This is a genomic window from Cupriavidus basilensis, from assembly GCF_000876015.1.
GTDB classification, from domain to species: Bacteria; Pseudomonadota; Gammaproteobacteria; order Burkholderiales; family Burkholderiaceae; genus Cupriavidus; species Cupriavidus basilensis_B.
Genome location: NZ_BBQM01000024.1, coordinates 102,692 through 128,233 on the forward strand (window position 1 = coordinate 102,692; position 25,542 = coordinate 128,233).

The 25,542-nt window shown below is 70.6% G+C and carries 19 protein-coding genes; 8 read left to right on the forward strand and 11 right to left on the reverse strand.

All coding sequences use genetic code 11. From position 1 onward, the window contains the following. From glmS to KF708C_RS26500, 9 genes are all read right to left on the reverse strand, one after another. On the reverse strand, positions 1-1,830 hold the full coding sequence (gene glmS, locus KF708C_RS26465) for a glutamine--fructose-6-phosphate transaminase (isomerizing) (protein ID WP_059414002.1): 1,830 nt from the start codon (positions 1,828-1,830) through the stop codon (positions 1-3). Between the two features lie 84 nt (positions 1,831-1,914). Then, positions 1,915-2,358: a hypothetical protein gene (locus KF708C_RS26470; RefSeq protein WP_020201502.1), complete on the reverse strand. Its 444-nt coding sequence runs from the start codon at positions 2,356-2,358 to the stop codon at positions 1,915-1,917. 13 nt (positions 2,359-2,371) lie between these two features. After that, positions 2,372-3,694, reverse strand: a complete 1,323-nt coding sequence (gene pgaC / locus KF708C_RS26475) for a poly-beta-1,6-N-acetyl-D-glucosamine synthase (RefSeq protein ID WP_059414004.1) — start codon at positions 3,692-3,694, stop codon at positions 2,372-2,374. A 29-nt stretch (positions 3,695-3,723) separates the two neighbouring features. Beyond that, the gene (gene pgaB, locus KF708C_RS26480) at positions 3,724-5,769 is read right to left on the reverse strand and encodes a poly-beta-1,6-N-acetyl-D-glucosamine N-deacetylase PgaB (protein ID WP_059414006.1); all 2,046 of its coding nucleotides are present in this window, start codon (positions 5,767-5,769) and stop codon (positions 3,724-3,726) included. A 6-nt stretch (positions 5,770-5,775) separates the two neighbouring features. Next, on the reverse strand, positions 5,776-7,821 hold the full coding sequence (gene pgaA / locus KF708C_RS26485) for a poly-beta-1,6 N-acetyl-D-glucosamine export porin PgaA (RefSeq protein WP_231586590.1): 2,046 nt from the start codon (positions 7,819-7,821) through the stop codon (positions 5,776-5,778). A 686-nt stretch (positions 7,822-8,507) separates the two neighbouring features. Further along, positions 8,508-8,657: a hypothetical protein gene (locus KF708C_RS35980; protein WP_156173960.1), complete on the reverse strand. Its 150-nt coding sequence runs from the start codon at positions 8,655-8,657 to the stop codon at positions 8,508-8,510. Between the two features lie 60 nt (positions 8,658-8,717). Next, positions 8,718-9,551, reverse strand: a complete 834-nt coding sequence (locus KF708C_RS26490) for a hypothetical protein (RefSeq protein WP_059414008.1) — start codon at positions 9,549-9,551, stop codon at positions 8,718-8,720. A 218-nt stretch (positions 9,552-9,769) separates the two neighbouring features. Next, positions 9,770-11,005, reverse strand: coding sequence for an SGNH/GDSL hydrolase family protein (locus KF708C_RS26495; RefSeq protein WP_156173961.1), 1,236 nt, complete (start codon positions 11,003-11,005; stop codon positions 9,770-9,772). 285 nt (positions 11,006-11,290) lie between these two features. Further along, positions 11,291-12,184 carry a LysR substrate-binding domain-containing protein gene (locus KF708C_RS26500; protein WP_020201497.1) on the reverse strand — a complete coding sequence of 298 codons (894 nt, stop codon included), beginning with the start codon at positions 12,182-12,184 and terminating at the stop codon, positions 11,291-11,293. A gap of 104 nt (positions 12,185-12,288) precedes the next feature. Here KF708C_RS26500 and purB point away from each other — a divergent pair, with 104 nt between their 5' ends. The 4 genes from purB (at position 12,289) to KF708C_RS26520 (ending at position 17,102) form a co-directional block, all read left to right on the forward strand. Further along, positions 12,289-13,653 carry an adenylosuccinate lyase gene (gene purB / locus KF708C_RS26505; protein WP_059414014.1) on the forward strand — a complete coding sequence of 455 codons (1,365 nt, stop codon included), beginning with the start codon at positions 12,289-12,291 and terminating at the stop codon, positions 13,651-13,653. Between the two features lie 63 nt (positions 13,654-13,716). Beyond that, the gene (locus KF708C_RS26510) at positions 13,717-14,706 is read left to right on the forward strand and encodes a Bug family tripartite tricarboxylate transporter substrate binding protein (RefSeq protein WP_029043284.1); all 990 of its coding nucleotides are present in this window, start codon (positions 13,717-13,719) and stop codon (positions 14,704-14,706) included. Positions 14,707-14,767: 61 nt separating this feature from the next. Next, positions 14,768-15,877: a mandelate racemase/muconate lactonizing enzyme family protein gene (locus tag KF708C_RS26515; protein ID WP_020201494.1), complete on the forward strand. Its 1,110-nt coding sequence runs from the start codon at positions 14,768-14,770 to the stop codon at positions 15,875-15,877. Positions 15,878-16,040: 163 nt separating this feature from the next. Then, positions 16,041-17,102 carry an alpha/beta fold hydrolase gene (locus KF708C_RS26520; protein WP_059414016.1) on the forward strand — a complete coding sequence of 354 codons (1,062 nt, stop codon included), beginning with the start codon at positions 16,041-16,043 and terminating at the stop codon, positions 17,100-17,102. 117 nt (positions 17,103-17,219) lie between these two features. On the opposite strand, the gene KF708C_RS26525 is transcribed toward KF708C_RS26520, so the two are convergent. Together KF708C_RS26525 and KF708C_RS26530 are read right to left on the reverse strand one after the other, a co-directional pair. Next, the gene (locus tag KF708C_RS26525; protein WP_059414017.1) at positions 17,220-19,025 is read right to left on the reverse strand and encodes an IlvD/Edd family dehydratase; all 1,806 of its coding nucleotides are present in this window, start codon (positions 19,023-19,025) and stop codon (positions 17,220-17,222) included. 177 nt (positions 19,026-19,202) lie between these two features. After that, the gene (locus KF708C_RS26530; protein ID WP_059414019.1) at positions 19,203-19,892 is read right to left on the reverse strand and encodes a GntR family transcriptional regulator; all 690 of its coding nucleotides are present in this window, start codon (positions 19,890-19,892) and stop codon (positions 19,203-19,205) included. 318 nt (positions 19,893-20,210) lie between these two features. Between KF708C_RS26530 and KF708C_RS26535 the strand changes: the two genes are divergently transcribed. The 4 genes from KF708C_RS26535 to araD all read left to right on the forward strand — a co-directional run bounded on the left by KF708C_RS26535 (position 20,211) and on the right by araD (position 25,446). Beyond that, positions 20,211-21,656 carry an NAD-dependent succinate-semialdehyde dehydrogenase gene (locus KF708C_RS26535; RefSeq protein ID WP_059414021.1) on the forward strand — a complete coding sequence of 482 codons (1,446 nt, stop codon included), beginning with the start codon at positions 20,211-20,213 and terminating at the stop codon, positions 21,654-21,656. A gap of 303 nt (positions 21,657-21,959) precedes the next feature. Next, on the forward strand, positions 21,960-22,913 hold the full coding sequence (locus tag KF708C_RS26540) for a Bug family tripartite tricarboxylate transporter substrate binding protein (protein ID WP_063923065.1): 954 nt from the start codon (positions 21,960-21,962) through the stop codon (positions 22,911-22,913). Position 22,914: 1 nt separating this feature from the next. Then, positions 22,915-23,694: an HpcH/HpaI aldolase family protein gene (locus KF708C_RS26545; RefSeq protein ID WP_029043283.1), complete on the forward strand. Its 780-nt coding sequence runs from the start codon at positions 22,915-22,917 to the stop codon at positions 23,692-23,694. 12 nt (positions 23,695-23,706) lie between these two features. Beyond that, positions 23,707-25,446 carry an L-arabinonate dehydratase gene (gene araD / locus KF708C_RS26550; protein WP_020201487.1) on the forward strand — a complete coding sequence of 580 codons (1,740 nt, stop codon included), beginning with the start codon at positions 23,707-23,709 and terminating at the stop codon, positions 25,444-25,446. The last annotated feature ends 96 nt before the right edge of the window (positions 25,447-25,542 follow it).

Genomic DNA, 25,542 nt, shown 5'->3' on the forward strand with positions numbered 1-25,542 from the left:
TCATTCCACCGTGACCGACTTGGCCAGGTTGCGCGGCTTGTCCACGTCGGTGCCGCGCGCGCACGCGGTGTGATAGGCCAGCAACTGCAGCGGCACCACGTGCAGGAGCGGCGAGAGCCGGCCGTAGTGCTCGGGCATGCGGATGACGTGCAGCCCGGGCGCGCTCTCGATCATGGTGCCGGCGTCGGCGAACACGTAGAGCTCGCCGCCGCGCGTGCGCACCTCTTCCAGGTTGGACTTGAGCTTTTCCAGCAGCGCGTTGTTGGGCGCGACCGCGATGACCGGCATCTTCTCCGTCACCAGCGCCAGCGGGCCATGCTTGAGCTCGCCGGCCGGATAGGCCTCGGCGTGGATGTACGAGATTTCCTTGAGCTTGAGCGCGCCTTCGAGCGCGATCGGGTAGTGGATGCCGCGGCCGAGGAACAGCGCATTCTCGTGGCGCGCCAGCACCGCGGCCCAGGCCTTGATCTGCGGCTCCAGCGCCAGCACGCCGTCGAGCGCCGCGGGCAGGTGGTGCAGCTGCTGCAGCATGACCGCTTCCTGCCACGCGCCGAGCCAGCCGCGGCACCTGGCCAGCGTGGCGGTGAGCACGAACAGCGCCGCCAGCTGCGTGGTGAAGGCCTTGGTGGACGCCACGCCGATCTCCGCGCCGGCGCGCGTGAGAAAGCGCAGGCGCGCCTGGCGCGTGATGGCGCTGCCGGCCACGTTGCAGATCGCCAGCGTGTGGCGGTGGCCGAGCCGCTGCGCGTGCCGCAGCGCGGCCAGGGTGTCGGCGGTCTCGCCGGACTGCGAGATCGCCAGCACCAGGCACCGCGGGTTCGGCACGCTGTCGCGATAGCGGTATTCGCTGGCGATCTCCACGCTGGTGGGAATCTGCGCCATCGACTCCAGCCAGTAGCGGGCGGTCAGCCCGGCGTGGTAGCTGGTGCCGCAGGCCAGGATCAGCACCGAGTCGATGCGCGCGAACAGGTCGGCCGCGTCGGCGCCGAACAGCGCCGGCTCGAAGGCGTCGAGGCGCTCGGTGGCATCGGCGATCACGGCCGGCTGCTCGAAGATCTCCTTGTGCATGTAGTGCTGGTAGGGCCCGAGCTCGACGGCGGACTCGGTGGCGGCCAGCTCGTGGGTCTCGCGCGTGGCCGGCTCGCCGTTCTGGTTGACGATCGCGATGCCGTCGCGCGACAGCGAGACCAGGTCGCCTTCCTCCAGGTAGATGAAGCGCCCGGCGTAGCCCGTGAGCGCCAGCGTGTCCGAGGCCAGGTAGTTGCCGTCCTCGCCCAGGCCGACCACCAGCGGCGAGCCGCAGCGCGTGCCGATCACCAGTTCCGGCTGGCTGCGCGCGAACACGGCGATGGCGTAGGCGCCGCGCAGCTGCGCGCGCGCGAGCTGCACGGCGCGGCACAGGTCGCCGTCGCCCTGCTGGTGGAAGCAGTGGTGGATCAGGTGGGCGATCACCTCGGTGTCGGTCTGCGACTCGAACGCGTAGCCGCGCGCGCGCAGGGTCTCGCGCAGCGCTTCGTGGTTCTCGATGATGCCGTTGTGCACCAGCGCGATCTCGCCGCTGGAGAATATCGGGTGGGCGTTGTGGGTGAGCGGCGCGCCGTGCGTGGCCCAGCGCGTGTGGGCGATGCCCACCGTGCCCTCCAGCCGGCTGCGGTGCACCTGCTGCGCCAGGTTGGTCACGCGCGACACGCTGCGCGCGCGCCGCGGCTCGCCTTCCTGCAGCACGGCGATGCCGCACGAATCGTAGCCGCGGTATTCGAGGCGCCGCAGCCCTTCGAGCAGGACCGGCGTCACGTTGCGTTGAGAGACTGCACCGACAATGCCACACATGATGATTTCCCCCGGATAGCTGAGTTCATGCTCGGTGAAGGCGCGCGCGGCCGGCGGCCGCGCGCGCGGGACGGGCCTCGCGGCTCAGGCGAGTTCCTGCTGCAGCGGCGCGACGCGCGAGATCAGGCCGTCGTCGTCGTGGTAGGCCACCAGGCGGCGGCTCGGCCCCACCGCCAGCACCACGTCGCGGGCCAGGTCCAGCGTCGTGGCGGGCACCGCGCGCGCCGGGCGCATCGCGCCGGAGACGCTCTGCTCGAGGCGGCGCACCGTGGTCCACAGCGTGAGCGAGGCGATCATGCCGAGCACCACCAGCACGTCCGGCACGATGCCGCGCAGCGTGAATTCGTTGCTGCCGGCCGAGGTGACGCACCAGCCGATGTAGAGCGCCGCCATGACCCAGATCGAGGCCACCAGCAGCGGCCGCGCCAGGCGGTACCAGAGATAGCGCCGCAGCGCCTCGCTGCGCGCGTGGCGCTGCAGGTAATGGCCGAGCGTGGCGTTCGATGCGTCGATGATCGGGTTTTCCATGATCGTTTCCTCCTCAGTGGTGCTGCTCGAGTGGCGCAGCGTGCGACGGTGCCGGCACGGGTGGCTGCGGCGGCGCGGATGCCGGCGTGTCCGCGCGGATGCCCCGGTCGGGGCTGACCCACCTGGCCCGGGTGCGGCGCTGGTGCAGCAGCACGCTGGGCAGGGCGATCACCGATGCGACCATGCTGATGGTCCAGAACGCGACCGGGTACCAGATCGTGTCCAGCAGATAGCGCAGCAGCCGCGTGTCGTAGCGGTGGTCGATGGCGCAGCCGACCAGGATCTGCAGGCAGCAGGTCAGGAACAGGAACACCCCCGCGCCGCGCGGCATGCTGGCGAAGCGCCAGGAGTCGGGCAGGGTGAACAGCGCGGTGGCGGCGGTCATGGCCAGCGTGAACAGCATGCAGTAGGCCCACACCACGCTGACCGAGTATTCGAGGAAGATCGGCCACAGCATCGGCCGCCGGCGGGCGACGATGGGCGCGGCGTAGCGGCGCAGCACCTGGATGCCGCCGCGCGCCCAGCGCAGGCGCTGGCGGAACAGGCCGCGCAGGGTCTCCGGCATCAGGATCCAGCTCAGCGCGCGCGGCTCGAAGTGCAGGCGCCAGCCGTGGACCTGCAGCTTCCAGCTGATGTCGATGTCCTCGGTGAGCATGTCGGGGCTCCAGTAGCCCACGCTGCGCAGCGCGCTCTTGCGGAACATGCAGATCACGCCGGACACGGTGAGCAGGCGGCCGTACATTTCCTGCGTGCGCTTGATCAGTCCGACGATGGAGGAGAACTCGCCGACCTGCATGCGCCCCAGCAGCGAGGTGCGGTTGCGGATGCGCGGGTTGCCGGTGACGGCGCCCACGCCGGGGTCCTTGAGGAAGTGGCGCAGCATCCAGCCGATCGCGTCGGGGTCGGGCAGCGAGTCGCCGTCGATGCACAGCAGGTACTCGGCATCGGTCAGCATGGTGGCCGTGGTCAGGCCGATGGCCTTGCCCTCGTTGTTGTTCTGGTGGATCACCAGCAACTGCGGGTACTGCTCGGTCAACTCGTTGAGGATGGCGCCGGTGGCGTCGCGGCTGCCGTCGTTGACGGCGATGATGTTGTAGTTGGGGTAGTGCAGCCGCGCCAGGTTGGCGATGACCTCGCGCACGTTGTCCTGCTCGTTGTAGCAGGGCACGATGACCGAGACCTTGGGGAACTCGGGCGGGTCGTCGGCGCGCAGCTTCTTGCGCTCGCGCCGCTCGATCAGGAAGTAGTGCAGCAGGCCGCCGGTCATCCACAGGTACGACATGAACAGCGGGTAGTAGAAGACGAAGTTCGAGATCAGGCTCGCGGTGTTTTTCATGGTATCTCCCAGCTTCGTTCGGTGGCCGCCTAGGCCCGGATGCCCGCGCGCGGCCGCACCAGGTTCTGCATGGACATGACGTCGCGCAGCACGGCGAGGTCGGGCTGGCCGGACATGAACTGGTCCGGGCAGTAGCCGAGGTGCTTCGCGCCGGCCACGCGCAGGCGCTCCATCTGCGCGCGCAGCGTCGTGCTGGGCACCGGCGCGTGCGTGCGCGCGTCCAGCGTGAGCAGCGCGAAGATGGTCCTGGCCAGCGCGCCCGGGTGCGCCGCCACGGCGGCGGCCAGGCTGTCCAGCCACGGCGCGGGCGGCGCGCCGCCGCCCGGGTCGGGATAGGCCAGCAGGTTGACGAAGTCGTAGTGCGCGGCGAACGCGTCGAGGTCCTGGCCCAGGCGCGGCGCCGCGCCGGGGCGCAGCACGGCGTCGGCCGGCAGGCTGCGCACGGTCAGCACGTTGCCGCCGCCCTGGTAGTCCTTGATGGCGTCGGCCAGTTGCCCGGTGAAGCGGACGAGGTGGTCGAGGCGGGCGTCCGACCAGCGCCGCAGCAGTTCGGGGTCGGCGTGGATGGCGGCGAGGTCGCGCGGCAGCCCCCAGTCCGCATAGGCCGCCAGCGCGGCTTCGCCGGCGTCTTCGTGCATGCCCAGGCTCGCGTCGTCGCCGAACACGATGCCGTTGAAGCTGGTGTAGCGCGCGAGGTCGTCGTAGATCTCGCGGATCGCGCGCCGCGCGAGCGGGTCGAACGGACTGAGCCGCGTGCGCTGGCGCGGGCCGCTGCCGTCCTGCGACGTGCCCGGCGTGGAGAGCACCAGGCGCGACGCCGCCGGATGGCCGGCCGGCAGCCGGAAGGCGAGCACCGGCATGGCGGCGTAGACCTGCACGCCGGCGCGCGTGATCAGCTGCCACGCGGCGCGCGAGAACAGGTCGGCGCGCACCGGCATGTGGCGGTTGGGGAAGTAGAGCGCCTGCGCCGTGCCGCTGCCGTCGGGGTCGTGGTAGGCCTGCAGGTAGACCGACTTCGGCTCCAGGTCCTTGATGCGGTCGAGCAGCCGCGACAGGCGCGCCTCCTGGCGCTCGGGGTCGGGGTCGTACACGTCGTCGAGCGCGACGTTGACCACGCGCTCGACCGGCTCGCTGTCGCCGCGGTAGGCCGACTGCTGGCGGAACTGGCCGAGCATGATGCCGGCGTCCCAGTCGTAGGAGACCAGCAGCCGGCGGATCTTGCTCAGCGGCACGTCGGGCGTGTTGGGGCCGTCGTCGAGCGTGAAATGCACGTGCATGCCGAGCTTGCGCGAGGCGCCGATCAGCACCGCGTTGTACATGCCGTAGGGCCACACCATCGAGCGCGGGCCGACGCCGGTGTTGGCGCGGATCAGCTCGGCGCTCTGCCGCAGGTCGGCGCCCACGCGGTCTTCGTACTCGGCGTCGGTCTCGTAGCGCCGCAGGGCGGCGAGATAGAGATGGGTGCTGGCCGCGGGCAGCTCGTTGCCCTGCGGGTTGGCCACCGCGCCGTAGTGCATGTCGTGCGTGTGCGAGGCGATCTCCACCAGCCCGGACTGCGCCATCTCGCGCAGGTTGCTCCAGCTCATGAAATAGCCGCGCGGCATCAGCGACTTGTGGCTGATGCGCACCGGCCCCTGCGGCGATGCGTTGGTCCAGCTCGACACCACCGCCACCAGCGCCGGGTAGCCGTACTGCCGCAGCAGCGGGAAGGCCTTGCTGTACTGGCTTTCGTAGGCGTCGTCGAAGGTCAGCAGCACGGCGCGCGGCGGCAGCGGCGCGCCGCCGCGGCGCGAGGCGATGATCTGGTCGACGCTGACCGGATGGAAGCCGTTGCCCTTGAGCCAGGCGAAGATGTTGTTGAGCGTGGCGGTGCTGATCGCGCAGGTGTCGGCCACGGTGTCCACGTCGGCGCGCAGGTCGTCGCGGATGTCGTGGAAGGCGAGCACGCGGAAGGTCAGTCCGTCGTCGCGGTCCGGCGGCGGCAGCAGCGGCAGGCCGTAGCGGGCGTGGACACTCTGGGCCACCGACAGCGCGCCGGCGAAGCCAAGGAATTTTCGGCGATTGAATTGGCTCATGATGACCTATAGCGGAACGTTGAGGTTGAGGTAGATCAGCTTGGTGGTCTCGCGCGTGCCGTCGTAGCGCTTGCTGCCCACGCCGATGCCGTAGGCCAGCGACGCCTTGCGGCCAAGCTGCCAGTACTGTTCGAGGCGGGCCTCCCACAGCATGCTGGTGCCGAAGTCGTTCTGGCGGTAGCCGCCGACGGTGGCGTAGACGCGCTGGCTGAACGATTTCTCGGCGTAGCGCCACGGCGTCCACTGGTACATGGAGCGCAGCTGCGCGGTGTAGTCGCGGCGCGGGTTGAAGTACGCGGTGTCGGCCAGCGTGTTGCTGCTGGTGCCCACGTCGAGCCAGAACGAGACCTGGTGGCGCGGCTGGTTCATCAGCCGCTGGTACCAGGTGCCTTCCCATAACTGGTGCAGGTTGGTGTCGCTGTAGCGCCCGACGCCGTACATCACGTTGAGGTAGCGCGCGTCGTCCTGCATGTAGCGCGCCGAGGCGGTGGCGCTGCGGCCGGTGACGCCGGCCTGGTAGGCCTTCCACGGCAGCGTGTTGTCGTCGGAGTCCACGCCCGCGCCGAAGCGCCAGTGGTCGCTGGGGCGGAACGCCACCGTGCCGGTGCCGCCGGTGCGGCCGTTGCCGCCGGCGGACTGGTGCACCTCGGCGGCGGCTTCCCAGCCGTCGCGGCGGAAGTCGCCGCCGATGCCGTTGCGCACGCGGCTGACGCTCTGGCCGTCGCCGGTGCTGGCGCGCCCGGAGAACTGGTGGGCGAACACGCGCCAGTAGCCCGCCAGCGGCTGCGAGTAGAGCTGCGTGTCGATGCTCCAGGCGGTGTCGGCGAGCACCGAGTTGCCGTGCTCGACGCCGGCGTTGACGATGAGCTGCGGGCTGTCGTAGGCGCGGTACTCGCGCTGGAAGTTCTTGACCGCGTTGTTGTCGGGGAAGTTGGCGCCGAACGCCGTGGCCACGGCGCCGGCCTTGTCGTACTGATGGATCTGCAGCGCGCTCTTGCCGAGCCCGGCCAGGCTTTCGACGTCGCCGGGGTGGTCGGCCTGCGCCTGCTCGTAGAGCGCCAGCGAGCCGTAGGGGCGCTCCAGCACCAGCGCGCCGTCGGCGCGCGCGCTCAGCAGGGTGGGGTCGAACGGCGCGTCCTTGCGCAATGCCTCCAGCGCCGCCACGCCTTCGGCGACGCGGTTGGTGTAGAGCAGGTATTGCGCCTGCAGCTTCTGCACGCGGCCGTACTCGGGGTTGACCTTGTCGGCGTCTTCGGAGAGCGCGTCGTGCTGCGGCGTCTTGCCCGCCATGGTGGCGATCAGCGCGCGCGCGGTCTCGTAGTGGCCCTGGTCGAGGTAGGCGAAGAACAGGCTTTCCTCCACGTCCGGCAGCGACAGCGCGTAGGGCTCGGGGGTCTCCTTGAGCGGATCGACCTGGCTTTGCAGCGCCTGTTCGTAGGCGCGCGCGGCGGGGCCGGGCTGGTCGAGGTAGCTGTAGGCGTCGCCGGCGGCGGCGTAGGCGGGCGCCGGCAGCGGCGCCGGCGCCTGCGAGAGCTGCGCGTACAGCGCGGTGGCCTCCTTCATGCGCCCGCGCACGGCCAGCGCGACGAGGCGGTCGGTCAGCGCGGCGCGGCGCACCGCGTCGTACTCGGCTTCGTCGGGGATGCGGGCCAGCAGCGCGTCGGCGGCGGCCAGCGCGCGGTCGGCCGCGTCCAGCCGGTCGGGGTCGTTGGAGGCGTTGGCCTGCTGGCGCGCCCAGCGCAGTTGCTGGGCCAGGCGCAGGTGCTCGAGCAGCAGCAGGTCGCGCGTGCCGAACACGTCGGGCCGCGCGGCGGCCTGCTCCAGCGCCAGGGCCGGCGAGCCGCCCTCGGCGAGGTCGAACAGGCGCTGCCTGAGCTGGTCGGGTCCGTCGGGCGCGGCGGGCTGCGCCATGCCGGGCGCGGGTGGCTGGGCCGGCGCCGGCTGTCTTGCCGCGGCGGTTGCGCATTGTTCGCGGGCGAACAGCGCCAGCAGGACGGCGGTCGTCCTGAGCGTGGTTCGCAAGCGCTTGCGGCTGTGCTGCGATGAGTTCACGTTGTTTCCCCCGGAGTGCGCTGCGACTACAGAAAAAGCGTCCCCGTCGGTGCGCGGCATATGCTTGCCGGCGCCGCTGCGGTGAGGCGAGGGGACGGTGCTGGCCCGGCGGCGCGGCGTGCCGCCCGCGCTGCCGGACCATGACTGCTGGCATCGACCAGATGCGAAGGCGCCGCCGGCTGGTGCCGGCCACGCCCGTGTTTCCCATCCAAGGCCGGCGCGGCCCGCGCGCGCCCTGCATCGTGGCGCCGCGGGCAGTTGCCTGCCGCTTGCTGCTTGCCTGCCGTGCCTGCGTGATCGCTTGCCGCCCGTGGGCGGGTGTCACGTTGCTGGCACACGCGAAGCAGTATTTGGCGATGCGGCGGGGCAGCGGCAGAGGCCATAAGCACTAGGCTCGCGGATGGCTGGCACGGTGGAGGCGTCCGCGCGGGGCGGGCCGCGCCGGCGCCGTTGCCTGGCGCGGCGCCGCGGGCATGCCGGCCCGCCATCGGTGGCGGCGGTCCGGTGCCGGGGATGGTTGGCGCCGGGCACTCGGATGGTCCCGCGCCGGCGCCGGGGTGGAATTGTGCGGATGAGGGTCATCCGGACGGACTACCTGCCGGGAGGGCCGCCGTGTTTCAAGACCGTGGCGGTCGTGTGCTTCGCCTGAAGGAAATGCGCGGCGCGCGATGGCGGCGAGGTGAAAATCAAAAAAAATACCCCACCGAGCTACTAAGTTGTTTTACGGTAAATATCGGAAAAAATACGCGATCGGCATCGATGCCGATATCAATGCCGATGCCGGATCGGCATTGCGGCGCGCGCAATCCGTTGCCGGACCGGTTTGCTTCCGGCATGCCGCGCCGTGCCACCGGGCGGTGGCATGGCGGCATCGGTCGGGGGAGCGTGCGGGGGAACTACGTGCAGCAGTGGCCGCCGGCATCCTCGGGCGCGGGCTGCCGCCGCGTCCCGCGCGCAGCCGGCGCGTCGCCGCGGGCGGCGCCGAAGCTGGTGGCCAGCAGCTTGCCGAACGCGTTGAGCAGCACGTCCGAGTTCAGGCCGTTGGCGCCGGCCAGCGCGGGGCAGATGATCCAGGTGGTGCCGTCGCCGCGGAACACGCGCAGCGACATCACCAGGTCGGCCGGCTGCAGCTGCCATTCGTCCGCCACGGTCTTGCCGAGCCCGAACGCGCGGATGAAGTCCTGCGTGTGGCGCTGGCCGAAGCAGACCACCACCTTGGGCTGCCAGCACGCGCAGATGCGGGCCAGGAAGCGAAAGCGCCCGCCGAAGCGGCACAGGTCGAGGTAGCGCTCCTTGGGCAGCAGCGCGGGCTGGCCGCGGAACACGGTCGACCACCGGGCGACGCCGTCGAGCTGGTCCGGCACGGGGAACAGGTTGAGCTTGAACTCGGCGCCGTCGGGGCTGAACAGTTCCTGCTCGAAATACGGCTTCCAGTCGGTGTCGCTCAGGCGCCGGCCCAGCACCTCGGCGCGCGCCGCGGCCATGATGCGCGCGATGCGCTGGTAGCTCAGCCATCGGGCCATGCTGTCGCGGTGCTCGGCGCGGAAGGCCGCGTCCCAGGCGTGCGGCGCCAGGCGCGGCAGCAGCGGCGCGCGCAGCGGCTCGGTCCAGCGCTGCGGGCTGCTGTCGCAGAACCAGACCGCCGCCGCCGGGTTGCCGCCTTCCATCCCCACGTAGGAGGAAAAATAGGTATCCAGTTCCTGGCTCGTGAACACGGTCGTATCTTTCATGCGTCTCCTCGGATGGCGTGGTACGGGCTGTGCGGGTTGCCGGCCGCGCCGCGCAGGCGGCCTCCTGGAAGTCGTTTCAACATGAAGCGAAGCGGTCCTGGCCAGGCGCGCGGCCGCGGACAGTACAAGCGGTACTTGCCGTGCCGCGCAACGACGCCAGGATCTTCTTGAAGCGACTCCTTATGCAAGAAGCCCACCGGCGGTGGGCTCCTGGCGGCTCATGGCGAAAGCAGCGGGGGAAAGGCCGTGGCCCCGGGATCCGGCAGCAGCGAGCGCAGGCCGAGCTGGTCCGCGAGGTAGGGGCCGATCAGGCGGTTGCCCGCATCGCCGGGATGCTCGTCGTCCGCCATGTAGCCGCTGGCGGTGGCCTGCGCGAACGAGCCGAGCAGCGCGCGCAGGTCGACGTAGCCGGCGCCGGTCTGCGTGGCGACGCTCTGCTTGCGCGGCGCGAACGCGGCCAGCGCGGAGACCTGCCAGTCGCGCGTCTCGCCGGACTGCACCACCAGGATGCGCGTGGCCGGGCTGGCGGCGACGATGTCCTGGATGACGGCGAGCAGGTCGGACTCGTGCTGCTGCGCGGTGCGGGAATAGCGGTCGTTGAGGCCGCCATTGAGCAGGTAGGCGGCGGGCTTGAGCGCGGCGAACCATTGCCGGCGCATGTCGCTGTCCTGCGCGGCCACCGCGGCTAGGCGCCGGCCGCGCTGGCCGGTGTTGCCGAGCTGGATGCCGAGGCTGCCGAGCGAGAACAGCGCGCCGAACACCGTCACCTTGCCGGTGATCTGGCTGCAGCCCACGCCCACGCCGCCACCGCCGGCGGCCGGCTGGTAGGCCAGGTCGATCCACGCCAGCGTGTTGGCGGCGGCGTCGGTCTGCACGGCCTGCCCGGCGTCGCCCGCGTTGGTGGTCCGGCACTGCATGGCGCCGCCGCCGGGCTGCCGGAGGTAGAACAGCCGCGCGCTCGACCACAGGCTGGGCGGGGTCAGCGAGAAGGCGGCGGTGCCGGTGCCCGCGTCGGTGGCGATGCCGCGCCCGTCGAGCGAGAGCCTGCCCATCGGGTCATGGATGTGGAGGTGGCGCAGGTCGGCGGTCCTGGTGGCGGCAGGGTCGTCGAACGGCAGGTAGCCGGGCCCGCCGTCGCCAAGGCCGCCGCGCGTGGCGGCGAGGAAATAAGCGCGCCACGTACTGCCGTGCGCGCCCGCGGTGAGCCCGTCGATGCCGGCGAGCACCAGGGTGTGCGCCTGCGCGTCGGCGCCGCCGGGCGGTGGCGTGGAAGGGGGATTGGCCGGGTTGGCGGGGTTGGCGGGGTTGCCGGCGACGGGTGCCGGCGAGCCGCTGGCGTCGGCGGTGCCGGCGGGGCTGCCGCCGCCGCCGTCGCCGCCGCAACCGCCCAGCGCGGTTGCCGCCGCGAGCACGATGAATGCCAGAAGCCTGCTGAATTGCGCGTTCAATTGCATCTGTGTCTCCCCCGGTTCAATTGCGTCGGATTGCGTCGAATTGCGGTGGGCCTTTAAATGCAAGGCGGAATCCTGCTAATGACCAGATGATTTTGTCTGCAAAAAATCGTATTTCAAACAGATTCTAGTTTTAGGGTATTCGTGTAAAAAGCACATGCACCAGAAATCCCCACATACGAGTGGTATTTCATCTGCGATGCCGGCGCGAGGCGGGAAGGGGAGAGGTGGGAAGGGGAAATGCGGGAAGGGGAAATGCGGGAGGGCGTGCCGGGAATGGCCGCGGTTTCAGCGGCGCCCGCCCGCCGCGATCATGTCGATGAAGTCCTGCATGTAGCCGCGCACGTACTGGTCCTCTCGCAGGCTGACCGAGGCCATCGACGGCGGGAACAGCTCGCCGGTGTCGATCACGGCGAGGTCGGTGTCGCGCCGCGGCTCCACCGCCATCTGCTGCACCACCGCCACGCCGAGGCCGGCGGCCACGTAGGCCTTGATCACGTTGGCGTCGGTGGCGCGCACCACCACGCGCGGCGACAGGCCGCGGCGCTGGAACTCGCGCGTGACCATCCATCCCGAATTGAAGTGCTCGTCGTAGGTCACGAGCGGATAGCGCGCGATGTCCTCCACGCTCACGCGCGCGAGCTTGAGCAGCGGATGGCGGCGCGGCACGATCAGGCAGCGCGGAATGGGATAGGCCGGCAGCGCGACGATGCCTTCGGGCGTGTTGTCCGGCAGCGTGGAGATGCCGAGGTCCACCGCGTTGTCGCTGACCCACTGCACGATCTGCGCGGGATGGCCCTGCAGCAGTTCGAGGTTGACCGCCGGATGGGCCTTGCTGAAGCGGCGGATCACGTCCGGCAGGCCGTAGCGCGCGTGGATGTGGGTGGTGCCCACGCGCAGCGTGCCGCTGCCGCCGGCCTGCCCCGCGCCGGCCAGGCCCGCGAGCGCGCGCGTGTCGTTGAGCACGCGGCGCGACAGCGCCTGCGCTTCCTGGCCCGCGTCGGTCAGGCCGACCAGCCGGTTGCCGCGGCGCACGAACAGTTCCACGCCGATCTCGTTTTCGAGCGAGCGGATCAGCTTGCTGACCGCCGGCTGGGTGGTGTGCAGCGCATCCGCGGCGCGCGAGATGCTGAGCTGGCTGGCGATGACCGCCTGCAGGCAGCGCAATTGCTGGAGGGTCATATCATGCCATTCCGGTAATGATTGTCTACGAACATGTCATTTTACAGAAAGAAGCCCGAAGCCCAGAATGGCCCCACCGATCGAGGAGACAAAGGCTTCCCGCCATGACAAGCAGCGTGTTCGACCAGCCGCTCCAGCAGCACATGTGGAGTACCGATGAAATGCGCGCGGTGTTCTCGGAAGAGAACCGTGTGCAGAAGTGGTTCGACTTCGAGGCCGCGCTGGCGGCCGCGCAGGCGGAGCTCGGCATGATTCCCGCGGCCGCGGCCGCCGAGATCGGCGCGAAGGCGCGCGTGGCGGACATCGACCTGCCCGCGCTGGCCGCCGAGACGCGCCGCGTGAAGCACCCGCTGGTGCCGGCGGTGCGCGCGCTGCAGCGCCAGTGCGCGGGCGGGCTGGGCGAGTTCGTGCATTTCGGCCCGACCTCGCAGGACGTCTACGACACCGGCATGATGCTCCAGGTGCGGCAGGCCCACGCCATCCTGATGCGGGACCTGACCGCGGTGTCGCGCGAGCTGTACCGGCTGGCCGACGAGCACAAGCACACGCCGATGGCCGGGCGCACGCACGGCGTGCAGGCCCTGCCGATCACCTTTGGCCACAAGTGCGCGATCTGGCTGTCGGAGCTGGGCCGCCACCACGAGCGCATGCGCGCGCTGGAGCCGCGCACCTTCGTCGGCCAGATGGTGGGCGCGGTGGGCACGCAGGCGTCGTTCGGCGAGCAGGCCGGTGCGCTGGAGGCGCGCCTGATGGCGCGCCTCGGGCTGGGCGTGGCGCCGATCAGCTGGCAGCCGGCGCGCGACCGCCTGGGCGAGTACGTGAGCGTGCTCGGCCTGATCGGCGCCTCGCTGGGCAAGATCGCCAACGAGATCATGAACCTGGAGGGCGACGAGACCGGCGAGCTGGCCGAGCCGTTCAGCGAGGGCAAGGTCGGTTCCTCCACCATGCCGCACAAGCGCAACCCGGCCGTGGTGGAAACCGTGGTCACGCTCAGCCGCGCGATCCGCTACAGCGTGGCGATGATGCACGACGCGCAGATGGCCGAGCACGAGCGCGACGTGGCCGCGGTGCGCATGGAGTGGAAGGCGGTGCCGGAGGCCTGCATGATGGCCGCGGCGATGCTGCAGATGATGCAGTACGCGCTGTCCGGCCTTACCGTGAACGCCGCGCGCATGCGCGCCAACCTCGACCTGCTGGGCGGCTTCCTGATGTCGGAGCGCGTGATGTTCGCGCTGGCCGACAAGGTCGGCAAGCAGAGCGCGCACGAGCTGGTCTACGCCGCCGCCATGCAGGGCATGGAGGGCGGCATCACCTTCGAGCAGGCGCTGTCGCGCGACCCGGCGATCCGCGCCGCGCTCGAGCCGGCCGCGCTCAAGGCGCTGCTCGATCCCGCCACCTACGTCGGCCAGGCGCCGCGCATCGTCGAGCGCTTCCTGGCCGAGACCCGGGCCAGCGGCTGGCTCGACTGACGGCGCGCGCCGCATCCAGACGACACATAACAAACACACGTCACACAGACAGGAGACACAACCATGAACCGGATTGCCAGGATATCGAGACGCATGGCCGCGCTGGCGCTGCTGTGCACGGGCGCCGCGCTGGCGGCCCCCGCGCAGGCCGACGGCTACCCGAACCACCCCGTGCGGCTGGTGGTGCCCTATCCGGTGGGCGGCGGCGGCGACACCGTGGCGCGCCCGCTGACGATGTACATGTCGGAACACATGGGCCAGCGCATCATCGTCGACAATCGCGGCGGCGCCAACGGCAACATCGGCATGGACCTGGTGGCCAAGTCCGATCCGGACGGCTATACGCTGGCGCTGGCGCTGACCTCGCAGCTTGCCGTCAACCCGAGCCTGTACCGCCACCTGTCGTATGACCCGGTCAAGGATTTCGAGCCGGTCTCGCTGCTGGCCTCGGCGCCGTATTTCCTGGTGGTCAATCCCTCCGTGCCGGCCAAGACCCTGGCCGAGTTCATCAAGCTGGTCAAGGCGAACCCGGGCAAGTACACCTATGGCTCGTCCGGCAACGGCAGCGGGCCGCACCTGTCGATGGAGTTGCTCAAGTCGATGGCCGGGCTCAACCTCGTGCACGTGCCGTACAAGGGCACGGGGCCGGCCATGCCGGCGCTGCTGGCCGGGGAGGTCAGTGCGATGTTCGCCAGCTACGGCGTGGCGTCGCAGCAGATCAAGGCCGGCAAGCTGCGCGTGCTGGCCGTGTCCACCGCGCAGCGCGCGGCCTCCATGCCCGACGTGCCGACCATCGCCGAGGCCGGCGTGCCCGGCTACGAGTCCAACGTGTGGTACGCGCTGCTGGCGCCGCGCGGCACGCCGCGGCCCATCATCGACAAGCTCAGCGCGGAGATCGCCGAGCTGATCAAGAGCTCGGACCTGCGCAAGCGCTTCATGTTCGACGGCATCGTGCCGGTGGGCTCCACGCCCGAGGCGCTGGGCGCCTACATCCAGTCCGAGAGCGTCAAGTGGTCGGCCATCGTCAAGCGCTCGGGCGCGACGATCGACTGAGCCTTGCCGCTCCGACATTCCTTCATACGAAAACATAGCCAGGATCAAAGGAATTCCAACAATGAAGATCGAACGCGTAGAGGCCATCGCCGTCCGTATCCCGCTCAACAAGGTGTTTTCCGGCAGCTCGTACAAGGTCGACAGCCGCGCCACGGTGATCACCCGCATCCACACCAGTTCCGGGCTGGTGAGCGAGGTCTACAACGGCGACCCGCGCGAGCACGGCCCCGAGATCGCGCGCATGATCGAGCAGGACATGGCGCCGCTGCTGATCGGCGAATCGGTGCATGCCAGCGAGCGCATCTGGGAAAAGCTGTTCCGCCTGACCATCCGCGCGGCCGACCGGCCGCTGGTGATGAACGCCATCGCCTGCGTCGATTCGGCGGTGTGGGACCTGGCCGGCAAGGCGCTCGGCATCAATGTGTGCCGGCTGATGGGCGGCTACCGCCAGGAACTGCCCATCATCGCCATCGCCGGCTATTACCTGCCCGGCAAGACGCCGGCCGACCTCGCCGGCGAGATGGCGTGGCTGCGCTCGGTGGGCATGGCCGGCTGCAAGGTCAAGGTGGGCGGCGCGACGCCCGAGGTGGACGCCGAGCGCGTGAAGTACGCGCGCGAAGGCGGCGGCGACGACTTCCTGCTGGCGGTGGACGCCAACCGCGGCTGGAGCGTGGAGGAAGCCACGCGCTTCGCCCGCCTCGTCGAGCGCTACGACATCGCGTGGTTCGAGGAGCCGTGCCACTGGCACGACGACGTGCGCGGCATGGCCGAGGTGCGGCGCGCCACCTCGATCCCCATCAACGCGGGCCAGAGCGAGGTCAGCGCGGCGGGCGTGCGCCGCCTGCTCGACGCCGGCGCGGTGGACATCGTCAACTTCGACGCCTCGGAGGGCGGCGGCATCACCGAATGGCGCCGCGCGGCGGCGGCCTGCGCGCTGGCCGGCGTGCGCATGGCGCACCACGAGGAGCCGCAGATCGCCTCGCACATGCTCGGCGCGCTGCCGCACGGCATCTGCGTGGAGTGCTTCCCGGACCCGGACCGCGATCCGATCTTCCCCGGCATGTGGGCCAACCCGCCGCACATCAAGGACGGCATCATGGCGATCCCGCAAGGCCCGGGCTTCGGCATCGAGCTGGACTGGGACATGGTCAAGCGGTACCGCATCAACTGAACCATCGGGCGGCCGGCGGGCGATGTCATGCTGTGGGACAATCGCCGCGTGATGCACAAGACCACCACGCGGGAACTGCCCGCCGCCATGCGCCACGCCATCTGTCGCATCACCGCGATGGGCGGGCGGCCGCCCTGGCAGCTCCCATGTTCATGAATCTCCCATGTCCATGAGCGAGTCCACCAGCCAGACGCCATTCCCGATGTCATCCGTCGCCAGCGCGGCGGGTATTGCCACGTTCGACAGCCTGCCGCTGGACGGCGGCGGCGCGCTCTCGCCGGTGCGCCTGGCGTGGTCGCGCTACGGGCCGGAGCCCGCGCACGCGCGTTCGGTGGTGCTGCTGCTGCACGGCATTTCAGGCAGCCATCACGCGCTGCCGCCCGCCAGCGGACCGGCCCATCCCGATGCCGGCTGGGCCAGCGCCTGGCTGGGGCCGGACGCGCTTCTCGACACGCGGCAGACCTGCGTGCTGGTGCCCAACGCGCTGGGCTCCTGCTTCGGCAGCAGCGGCCCGGCCGATTCTCCTGCCGCGTCTGCTACATCTGCCACATCTGCCGCGGATTTCCCGCCGGTTTCCATCGCGGACACGGTGCGCCTGCAGGGGCTGTGGCTGCGCTCGCTCGGCGTGGCGCGCCTGGATGCCGTGCTCGGTTTTTCCTATGGCGGATACCAGGCGTTCCAGTGGGCGGTGGCCGGACCCGTGCCGGCGGCGCGGGTGGTGGTGCTGGCCTCGGCGCCGCGCGGCAACGGCACCGCGCAGGATGTGACCCAGCTGCGCCAGCTCGCCGCCGCGCTCGACGCGGGCGTGCCGGCCGCGCGCGAAGCCTGGGTCGCCATGCGGCGCGCGACCTTGCAGCGCTACGGCTACGCCGCGTGGCTCGCCGACCGTCAGCCGCATGACATGAACGCCGTGGAAGCCCGCTTGCGGGGCGAGGCCGAAGCCTGGGCCGCGCGCTTTTCGCCGTGGTCGCTGGCGGCCCTGCGCGATGCCGCCCGCCGCTTCGATGCGAGCGTGGCGCTGGCGGCCGCGCCCATGCCGGTCCACTGGCTGCGCTGTACCTCCGACGTATTGTTTCCTCCCGACGACGATGCCGCGGCAGCGGCGGCCCGCGCGGACTATCCGGCCTCCGTCGTGCGCACCACCGTGCACGGGCGCTACGGACATCTGTCGCCGTTGCTGGAAGCGGAGGCCTGGCAGGCGCCGCTGCGTCTGGCATTGCGGTAGCGCCGGCCCGGCGGGCAAGCGCTGCCGCGCGCGGCGCGGCGCGCGGGTTGTGTCGCCGCACCTGGCATGACTGGCCGCGCCCTGGGCGCGGCCTTGTTCATTTGTGCCTGGCCCGGGTCATTCCTGGTCCGCTGCATCCGCCGCATCCGCTGCATCCGCCGCATGGCCCGGCACGCGGCCGACCATCTCGGTGGCGCGCAGGAACGCGAAATCGCAGCCTTTGTCGGCCTGCGTGATCTGCTCGAGGAACAGCTTGCGGTAGCCGCGCAGGGGGGCCGCCGGCGCCGCCGGCGCGGGCTGCTGCGTCAGCGCCTCGCGGCGGCGCGCGAGTTCTGCGTCCGATACCAGCAGCGCGATGCTGCGCGCCGATACGCTCAGGCGGATGCGGTCGCCGCTGCGCACCAGCGCGAGCGGCCCGCCCAGCGCCGCCTCGGGCGTGACGTGCAGCACGATGGTGCCGGCCGCGGTGCCGCTCATGCGGCCGTCGGAGATGCGCACCATGTCCTTGACGCCGGTGCTGGCCAGCTTCTTGGGAATGGGCAGGTAGCCGGCCTCGGGCATGCCCGGCGCGCCGGCTGGGCCGATGTGCTTGAGCACCAGGATGTCGTCGGCGTGGACGTCGAGCTCGGGGTCGTCGATGCGGCTGGCGAGATCCGCCGAATCCTCGAACACCACGGCGCGGCCTTCGTGCTCCATCAGTTCCGGGTTGGCGGCGGACTGCTTGATGATGGCGCCGCCGGGCGCGAGGTTGCCGCGCAGGAAGGCGATGCCGCCGGCCGGGTAGATCGGGTCGGCGATGGGCCGCACCACGGTCTGCGGGAACGGCCGGAACGCATCGATCTCCTCGCCGAGCGTGCGGCCGGTGACGGTCAGCGCGTCGAGATGCAGCAGCGGGCGCAGCTCGCGCAGCACCGCGGGCATGCCGCCGGCGAAATGCAGGTCTTCCATGTAGTGCTGGCCGGACGGCTTGAGGTCGACCAGCACCGGCGTCTCGCGGCTCATGCGGTCGAAGGCGTCGAGGTCCACCTCGAAGCCCATGCGGCCGGCGATGGCGGTCAGGTGGATGATGCCGTTGGTCGAGCCGCCGATGGCGAGCAGCACGCGCAGGGCGTTCTCGAACGCCTTGGCGGTGAGGATGCGGTCCGGCGTGAGGCCCGTGCGCGTGATCTCGACGGCCTGCCTGCCGCTGAGCTCGGCGATGCGGATGCGGTCGGAGGTGACGGCCGGCGGCGAGGCGCCGCCCGGCATGACGATGCCGAGCGCCTCGCCCAGGCACGCCATCGTGCTGGCCGTGCCCATCACCGAGCAGGTGCCGACGCTGGCCACCAGCTTGCCGTTGACCTCGGTGATCTCCTGCTCGTCGATCTCCTGGGCGCGGAAGCGCCCCCAGTAGCGGCGGCAGTCGGTGCACGCGCCCACGCGCTCGCCACGATGGCCGCCGGTCAGCATCGAGCCGGTGATGAGCTGCACCATCGGGATGTTGGCCGAGGCCGCGCCCATCAGCTGCGCCGGCACGGTCTTGTCGCAGCCGCCGATCAGCACCACCGCGTCCATCGGCTGCGCGCGGATCATTTCCTCGGTGTCCATCGACATGAGGTTGCGCAGGTACATGCTGGTGGGCGCGGAAAAGCTCTCGGCGATCGAGATGGTGGGGAAGTCGATCGCCAGCCCGCCGGCCATCATCACGCCGCGCTTGACCGCCTCGATCAGTTGCGGCGCGTTGCCGTGGCACGGGTTGTAGCCACTGCCGGTGTTGACCACGCCGACGATGGTGCGGTCGAGCGCCTCGTCGGTGTAGCCGGCGCCCTTGATGAACGCCTTGCGCAGGAACAGGGAGAAGCCGGTGTCACCGTAGTTGGTGAGGCCCTTGCGAAGGCCGCGCGGCAGGACGACGGTGGTGCCGTCCTTGGGAGTCTGAGGCATGGTGAACGCTCTCCGGGTAATTATCAATAATACTATTGACGGATTCTGGCACGAACGCCGGGGCTTGTCGAGCGGAGATCGCCGGGGAGCGGAAGAGGGTGAGGGCTGGCGCGGCCAGCCGGCGTGGCCGGCGCGTGTGACCGGCGTGGTGTCAGGGGCGCGTGGCGCCGCGCGGTTTCAGGCGCCGGCGAACAGATGCCGGTTCAGCGCAAGGTAGGCGTCGCGCGACGGCGCGAGGTGATTGCGGCACAACGTGACGAGGTCGTCGCGGCGCCCTTCGCGCAGGGCGTCGATGATGGCCCAGTGCTCGTCGCGCGCGCGCGCGCGGTAGGCCGGGTCGACCAGCGAGCTGAAGCGGATCGGGTGCGTCTGGCGCGCGTATTCCTGGATCGCGCGCTGCAGCGTGGCGTTCTCGCAGAAGCCGAACAGCGTCTCGTGAAAGCGCTGGTTGCTGCGGAACACCGCGCGCGGGTCGTTCGCGGCGACGGCGGCATCGTGCTCGCGCTGGATCTCGATGAGGCGCTGCAGGCCTTCCTCGGGCAGCGGGCAGGGCAGGATGCGCGCGGCCTCGCTCTCGAGCAGCTCGCGCAACTGGTACAGCTCGGCCACTTCGCGCGCGCTGAACGCGCGCACCTCGCAGCCGATGTTCTTGCGGCGCTCGACCAGCCCGAGGCGGGCCAGCTCGGAGAGCGTCTCGCGCGCGGCGTGCCGCTTGAGGTCGAAGCGGCGCATCAGGTCGTCTTCGATCAGCCGTTCGCGCGGATGCAGCCGGCCGAGCACGATGTCCTCTTCCAGTTCGCACACGGCGGCGGGAACGTCGAAGGGTTTGCTGGCGGATTCGATATGGCGGTTTTGCGCGACGGACATGAATGGATCGTAAGTAAGACGGGACAGGGCGCGGCGCCGCGCGCCGCGTCGCACGCCTTCCCGCAGGGACGTGGATCGCGGCAATTCTACATGCGCCCCGGAGAGAGGTTACGCGGGGCCGCGGCGGGCGGTCAATGCGGCGCGGCGACTGCCTCCATATTAATATCAATACGATTATTGACAATCTGGTCGGGGCGTCCCAGAATCGCGGCACGGACGCCCCGCGTCCTCTGCACCCCGCCAGACCCGACCGGATGTCTTGCCAGGCATGAGCCTGCCGCGGCGCATCCCCGTCCCAACGATCCACAGAGAGGCATCATGTACAAGACACCCACACACTTCATCGACGGGGCCGAGGTCCTGGCCGCGGCTGCCGATGCCCCCGCCATTCCGGTCATCGATCCCGCCACCGAGACGCTGCTCGGCACCGTGGCCGGCGCCGGCGAGGCGGAGGTCGGCGCCGCGCTGCGGGCCGCGCAGCGCGGCCTGGAGCGCTGGAGCGGGACGGCGCCGTGGGCGCGCTCCGACGTGCTGCGGGAGGTCGGCCGCCTGATGCGCGAGCGCCAGGAGGAACTGGCGCGCCTGCTGACGCTGGAAGTCGGCAAGACGCTGGCCGAGGCGCGCGCCGAGGTGGCGGTCTCCGCCGAGCATTTCGAGTGGTGCGCCGACGAGGCCCGGCGCCTCTACGGCCTGGTGCTGGGCGGGCGCACGGCGGCCAGCCGGCTGGAGGTGCGCTACGAGCCGGTGGGTGTCGTGCTGGCGCTGACGGCGTGGAATTTCCCGGTCAACCTGGCCGCGCGCAAGCTGGCGATGGCGCTGGCGGCCGGCTGCGCGGTCATCGTGCGGCCGGCCGAGGAAGCGCCGGGCAGCGTGGCCGCGCTGGTGCGGTGCTGCCACGACGCGGGCGTGCCCGCGGGCGCGGTCAACCTGCTGATCGGCACGCCCGACGACGTGGTCGCGCCGCTGATGGCCGCGCCGGCGGTGCGCAAGATCAGTTTCACCGGCTCGACCCGCGTCGGCCAGCTGCTGATCCGCCAGAGCGCGGATACCGTCAAGCGCCTGACGATGGAACTGGGCGGGCATGCGCCGTTCATCGTCCTCGACGATGCCGACGTCGAGGGCGCGGCGGCGGCCGCGGTGCAGGCCAAGTTCCGCAACGCCGGCCAGGTGTGCGTGTCGCCGGGCCGCTTCTTCGTCGCGCGTCCGGTGATGGCGGCCTTCGAGGCCGCGGTGGTGGCCCGCGCCCGGCGCCTGCGCGTCGGCAACGGCCAGCAGGAGAACGTCGACATGGGGCCGCTGGCCACCGAGCGGCAGCGGGTGCGCACCGAGCGGCTGGTGCGCGATGCGCTGTCCCGCGGCGCGCGGCTGCTGTGCGGCGGGCGGCGTCCGCCCGAACTGGTCCGCGGCTATTTCTACGAACCCACGGTGCTGGCCGACGTGCCGGACGACGCCGAGATCCTCCACGAGGAGCCGTTCGCGCCGGTGATGGCGATCGTTCCCGTCGACGATGCCGACGAGGCCATCGCGCGCGCGAACGCGCTGGAGGCGGGGCTGGCGGCCTATCTGTACACGCGCTCGGCCGAGGCCGCGGACCGCGTGGCGAACGCGCTCGAGTCCGGCATGGTGGGCGTGAACACCACGGCGGTGGCCACGCCGGAAGCGCCGTTCGGTGGCATCAAGCAAAGCGGCTTTGGCCGCGAGGGCGGCGAGATCGGCGTGCGGGAATACCTGAACACCAAGTTCGTGCACCGGTACGCGGCGTAGGGCGACATAAGGCGGCATGGGGCGGCGTGGGGTGGTGTAGAGCGGCATAGGGCGACACAAGAGCGCCACAAGCTCGCCCAAGGTCCGCCACAGGAACTGCATCGGGCACCGCCGCCTCCGGCCTTGCCGGGCCGCTGCGCAACGACCTTCTTTTTCCCCGCGGTATGTGCTACCCACCCCGGCGCGACCCCGCCGGGCAGGCCAGGCTGTCGTCCCGTTGAATTATCGATTATATTATTGACAATCTATGAGGGCACACCTAGACTTTCCGTGCTCACCTATAAAAACCATCCGGAGACATTCATGAAGCGCTTATTGGCCTGCGTGGCCATGCTGTGGGCCACCGTGGCCGCGGCCCAGTATCCCGACAAGCCGGTCAAGCTGGTGGTGCCGTTCGCGCCCGGCGGCAACATCGACTTCATCGCCCGCACCCTGCAATCGAAGCTGTCCGAATACCTGGGCGTGTCGGTGGTGATCGACAACCGGCCCGGCGCGGGCGGCATTCTCGGCGCCGCCTACGCGGCCCGCCAGCCGGCGGACGGTTACACGCTGCTGCTGGCCAATACCGGCGTCATCGTGATCTACCCGGCCATCTACAAGCAGCTTTCGTATGATCCGCTGAAGGATTTCGTGCCGGTGGCCCGCGCCACCACCAACGAGCTGGTGGCCGTGGTCAACCCTGGCGTGCCCGCGCGCGACCTGAAGGAATTCATTGCCTACAGCAAGTCGAGTGGCGGCAAGATCAGCGCGGCCGTGGCCGGCGTCGGCTCGTCGCAGCATTTCGCCATGGAGATGGTCAAGCGCAGCGCCGGCGTCGACATGCTGATGGTGCCGTACAAGGCCAGCGTGCCCGCGCTCAACGACGTGCTCGGCGGGCAGGTCCAGTTCATGGTCGACGCGCCGCCCGTGGTGCAGTCGTTCGTCCAGACCGGCCGCCTGCGCGCGCTGGCCGTCACCGGCAGCAAGCGGCTGGCCACGCTGCCCAACGTGCCGACCTTCACCGAGGCCGGCCTGCCGGGCATCGACGCCACCGGCTTCCAGGGCTTCCTCGCGCCGGCGGGCACGCCCGACGCGATCGTCAACACGGTGTCGCGCGCGGTGCTCAAGGCGCTGCAGCAGCCCGAGGTGATCCAGCAACTGCGCGGCCAGGGGCTGGAGCCCGCGGGCATGGACGCCAGGGCATTCAATGCCTTCGTGCACACCGAAGCGCCCAAGTGGGCAAATCTCGCCAAAGCCGCCAACATCAAGGCCGACTGACATGAAAACACCTGAAACCCTGCGACCGAACCGCTTCAAGGAAGGCTTGCGCGAGGGGCGCAAGCAGCCCGGCCTGTGGCTCACGCTCGAAAGCCCCCACGTCACCGAGGTGGTGGCCGGCTCCGGCTACGACTGGCTGCTGCTCGACATGGAGCACGCCTGCGTCGACGTCTCCCAGGTCGTCGACCACCTGCGCGCCGCGCAGGGCGGCACGGCGGAACTGGTGGTGCGCATCCCGGCCAACGAGCCGGTCGTGTTCAAGCGCCTGCTCGACGCCGGCATCCGCTCGTTCATGGTGCCGTTCGTGCAGTCCGCCGAGGAAGCGCGGCAGGCCGTGGCCGCCACGCGCTACCCGCCGCACGGCATCCGCGGCGTGAGCGGCAACATGCGCGCCAACGGCTTTTCGCGCATCAAGGACTACGGCCAGCGCTACGCCGAGGCGCAGTGCATCGTGGTGCAGATCGAATCGCCGGCCGCCGCCGCGGCCGTGCGCGAGATCGGCGCGGTCGACGGCGTGGACGGCCTGTTCGTCGGCCCCAACGACCTGGCCGCCAACATGGGGCTGTACGGCCAGCCGGGCGCGCCCGAGGTGACGGCGGCGATCGCGCGCATCCTGGCCGACATCCGCGCGGCCGGCAAGGCGCCGGGCATCCTCAACTTCAACCCCGCGCAGGCGCGCGAGCTGCTGGCGCAGGGCTACGACTTCGTCGCGGTGGGCTCCGACCTGTCGATCCTGGCGCGGCGCAGCGAAGCCCTGCTCGCGGAAATCACCGCCGCCTGAGAGCCATTCCCCATGAGCAGAAAGCGAATTGAACTGTCCCAGCTGCGCAGCCAGCGCTGGTTCGGCGCGGCCGGCCAGCCCGGCAACCACAAGTCGTACCGCACCAAGCAGATGGGCTACACCAGCGAGGACTTCCAGGGCAAGCCGGTCATCGGCATCCTCAGCACGTGGTCGGACCTCAACAGTTGCCACACGCATTTCCCGCAGCGCATCGAGGAGGTCAAGCGCGGCGTCTGGCAGGCCGGCGGCTTCCCGGTGGTGATGCCGACGCTGAGCGTGGGCGAGACCTACGTGCGCCCCAGCACGCTGATCTACCGCAACCTGCTGGCGATGGACGCGGAAGAGATCCTGCGCTCGCACCCGATCGACGGCGCCGTGCTGCTGGGCGGCTGCGACAAGACCACGCCCGGGCTGCTGATGGCAGCCGCATCGATGAATATCCCGGCCATCTTCGTGCCCGCCGGCGCGATGCTGCGCGGGCACTGGCGCGGCCAGCAGATGCTGGGCACCGGCTCCAGCACCTGGCAGGCCCTGGCCGACTACCGCGCCGGCAAGCTCGACGAAAAATCGTGGCGGCAGGTCGGCGAGGGCACGGCGCGCTCGCCGGGCACCTGCAACACGATGGGCACCGCGTCGACCATGACCAGCATGGCCGACGCGCTGGGGCTGACCCTGCCGGGCGCCAGCTCGATCCCCGCGGTCGACGCCACGCATTCGCAGATGGCGTCGATGTCCGGGCGCCGCATCGTCGAGATGGTGTGGGAAGACCTGCGGCCGAAGGACATCGTCACGCGCCAGAGCTTCCTGAACGCCGTGGTCACGGACATGGCGCTGTCGGGCTCGACCAACTCCCTCATCCACCTCGTGGCGATGGCGCGCCGCCTCGGCGTCGAACTGTCGCTCGACGATTTCTCGCGCGCCAGCGAGACGGTGCCGGTGCTGTGCAACCTGCAGCCCAGCGGCACCTACCTGATGGAGGACCTGTTCTACGCGGGCGGGCTGCTGGCGCTGCTCAAGCGCATCGCCGGGCACCTCGACCTGTCCTGCCAGACCGTCACCGGCCGCACGCTGGGCGAGAACATCGAGCAGGCCGAGGTCTACAACGACGACGTCATCCGCACCGAGGAAAATCCGGTCTACGGGGCCGGCGGGCTGGTGGTGCTGCGCGGCAACCTGGCGCCGCGCGGCGCGGTGCTCAAGCGCGCCGCGGCCGACCCGCGCCTGCTCCAGCACACCGGCCCGGCCGTGGTGTTCCGCAACTTCCAGGACATGCTCGCGCGCGTGGACGACCCCGACCTCGCCGTGACCGCGGACAGCGTGCTGGTGCTGCAGGACAGCGGCCCGACCGGCGCGCCCGGCATGCCGGAATGGGGCATGCTGCCGATCCCCAAGAAGCTGCTGGCGGCCGGCGTGCGCGACATGGTGCGGATCTCCGACGCGCGCATGAGCGGCACCAGCTACGGCACCTGCGTCCTGCACGTCTGCCCGGAAAGCCGCGTGGGCGGGTTGCTGGGGCTGGTGCGCGACGGCGACCTAGTGCGCCTCGACACCGAAGGCCGCCGGCTCGACCTGCTGGTGGACGAGGCCGAGATCGAAGCGCGGCGCAAGGCCTGGGTCGCGCCGCCGCCGCACTACGAGCGCGGCTTCGGCCTGCTGCACATCGAGCACGTGCTGCAGGCGGACGAAGGCTGCGACCTCGATTTCCTCGCCAGGCAGGGCAACGTGCCCGATCCGGAAGCGCGCTTCTCGTAGAGCAAATCCGGCCGGGACACCGTTGCCGCGATGCCCGCGGCGGCTGTGTCCCGGCCGCCATCCCGTCACGATCCCGCCACGATCCCGCCGCCGTCC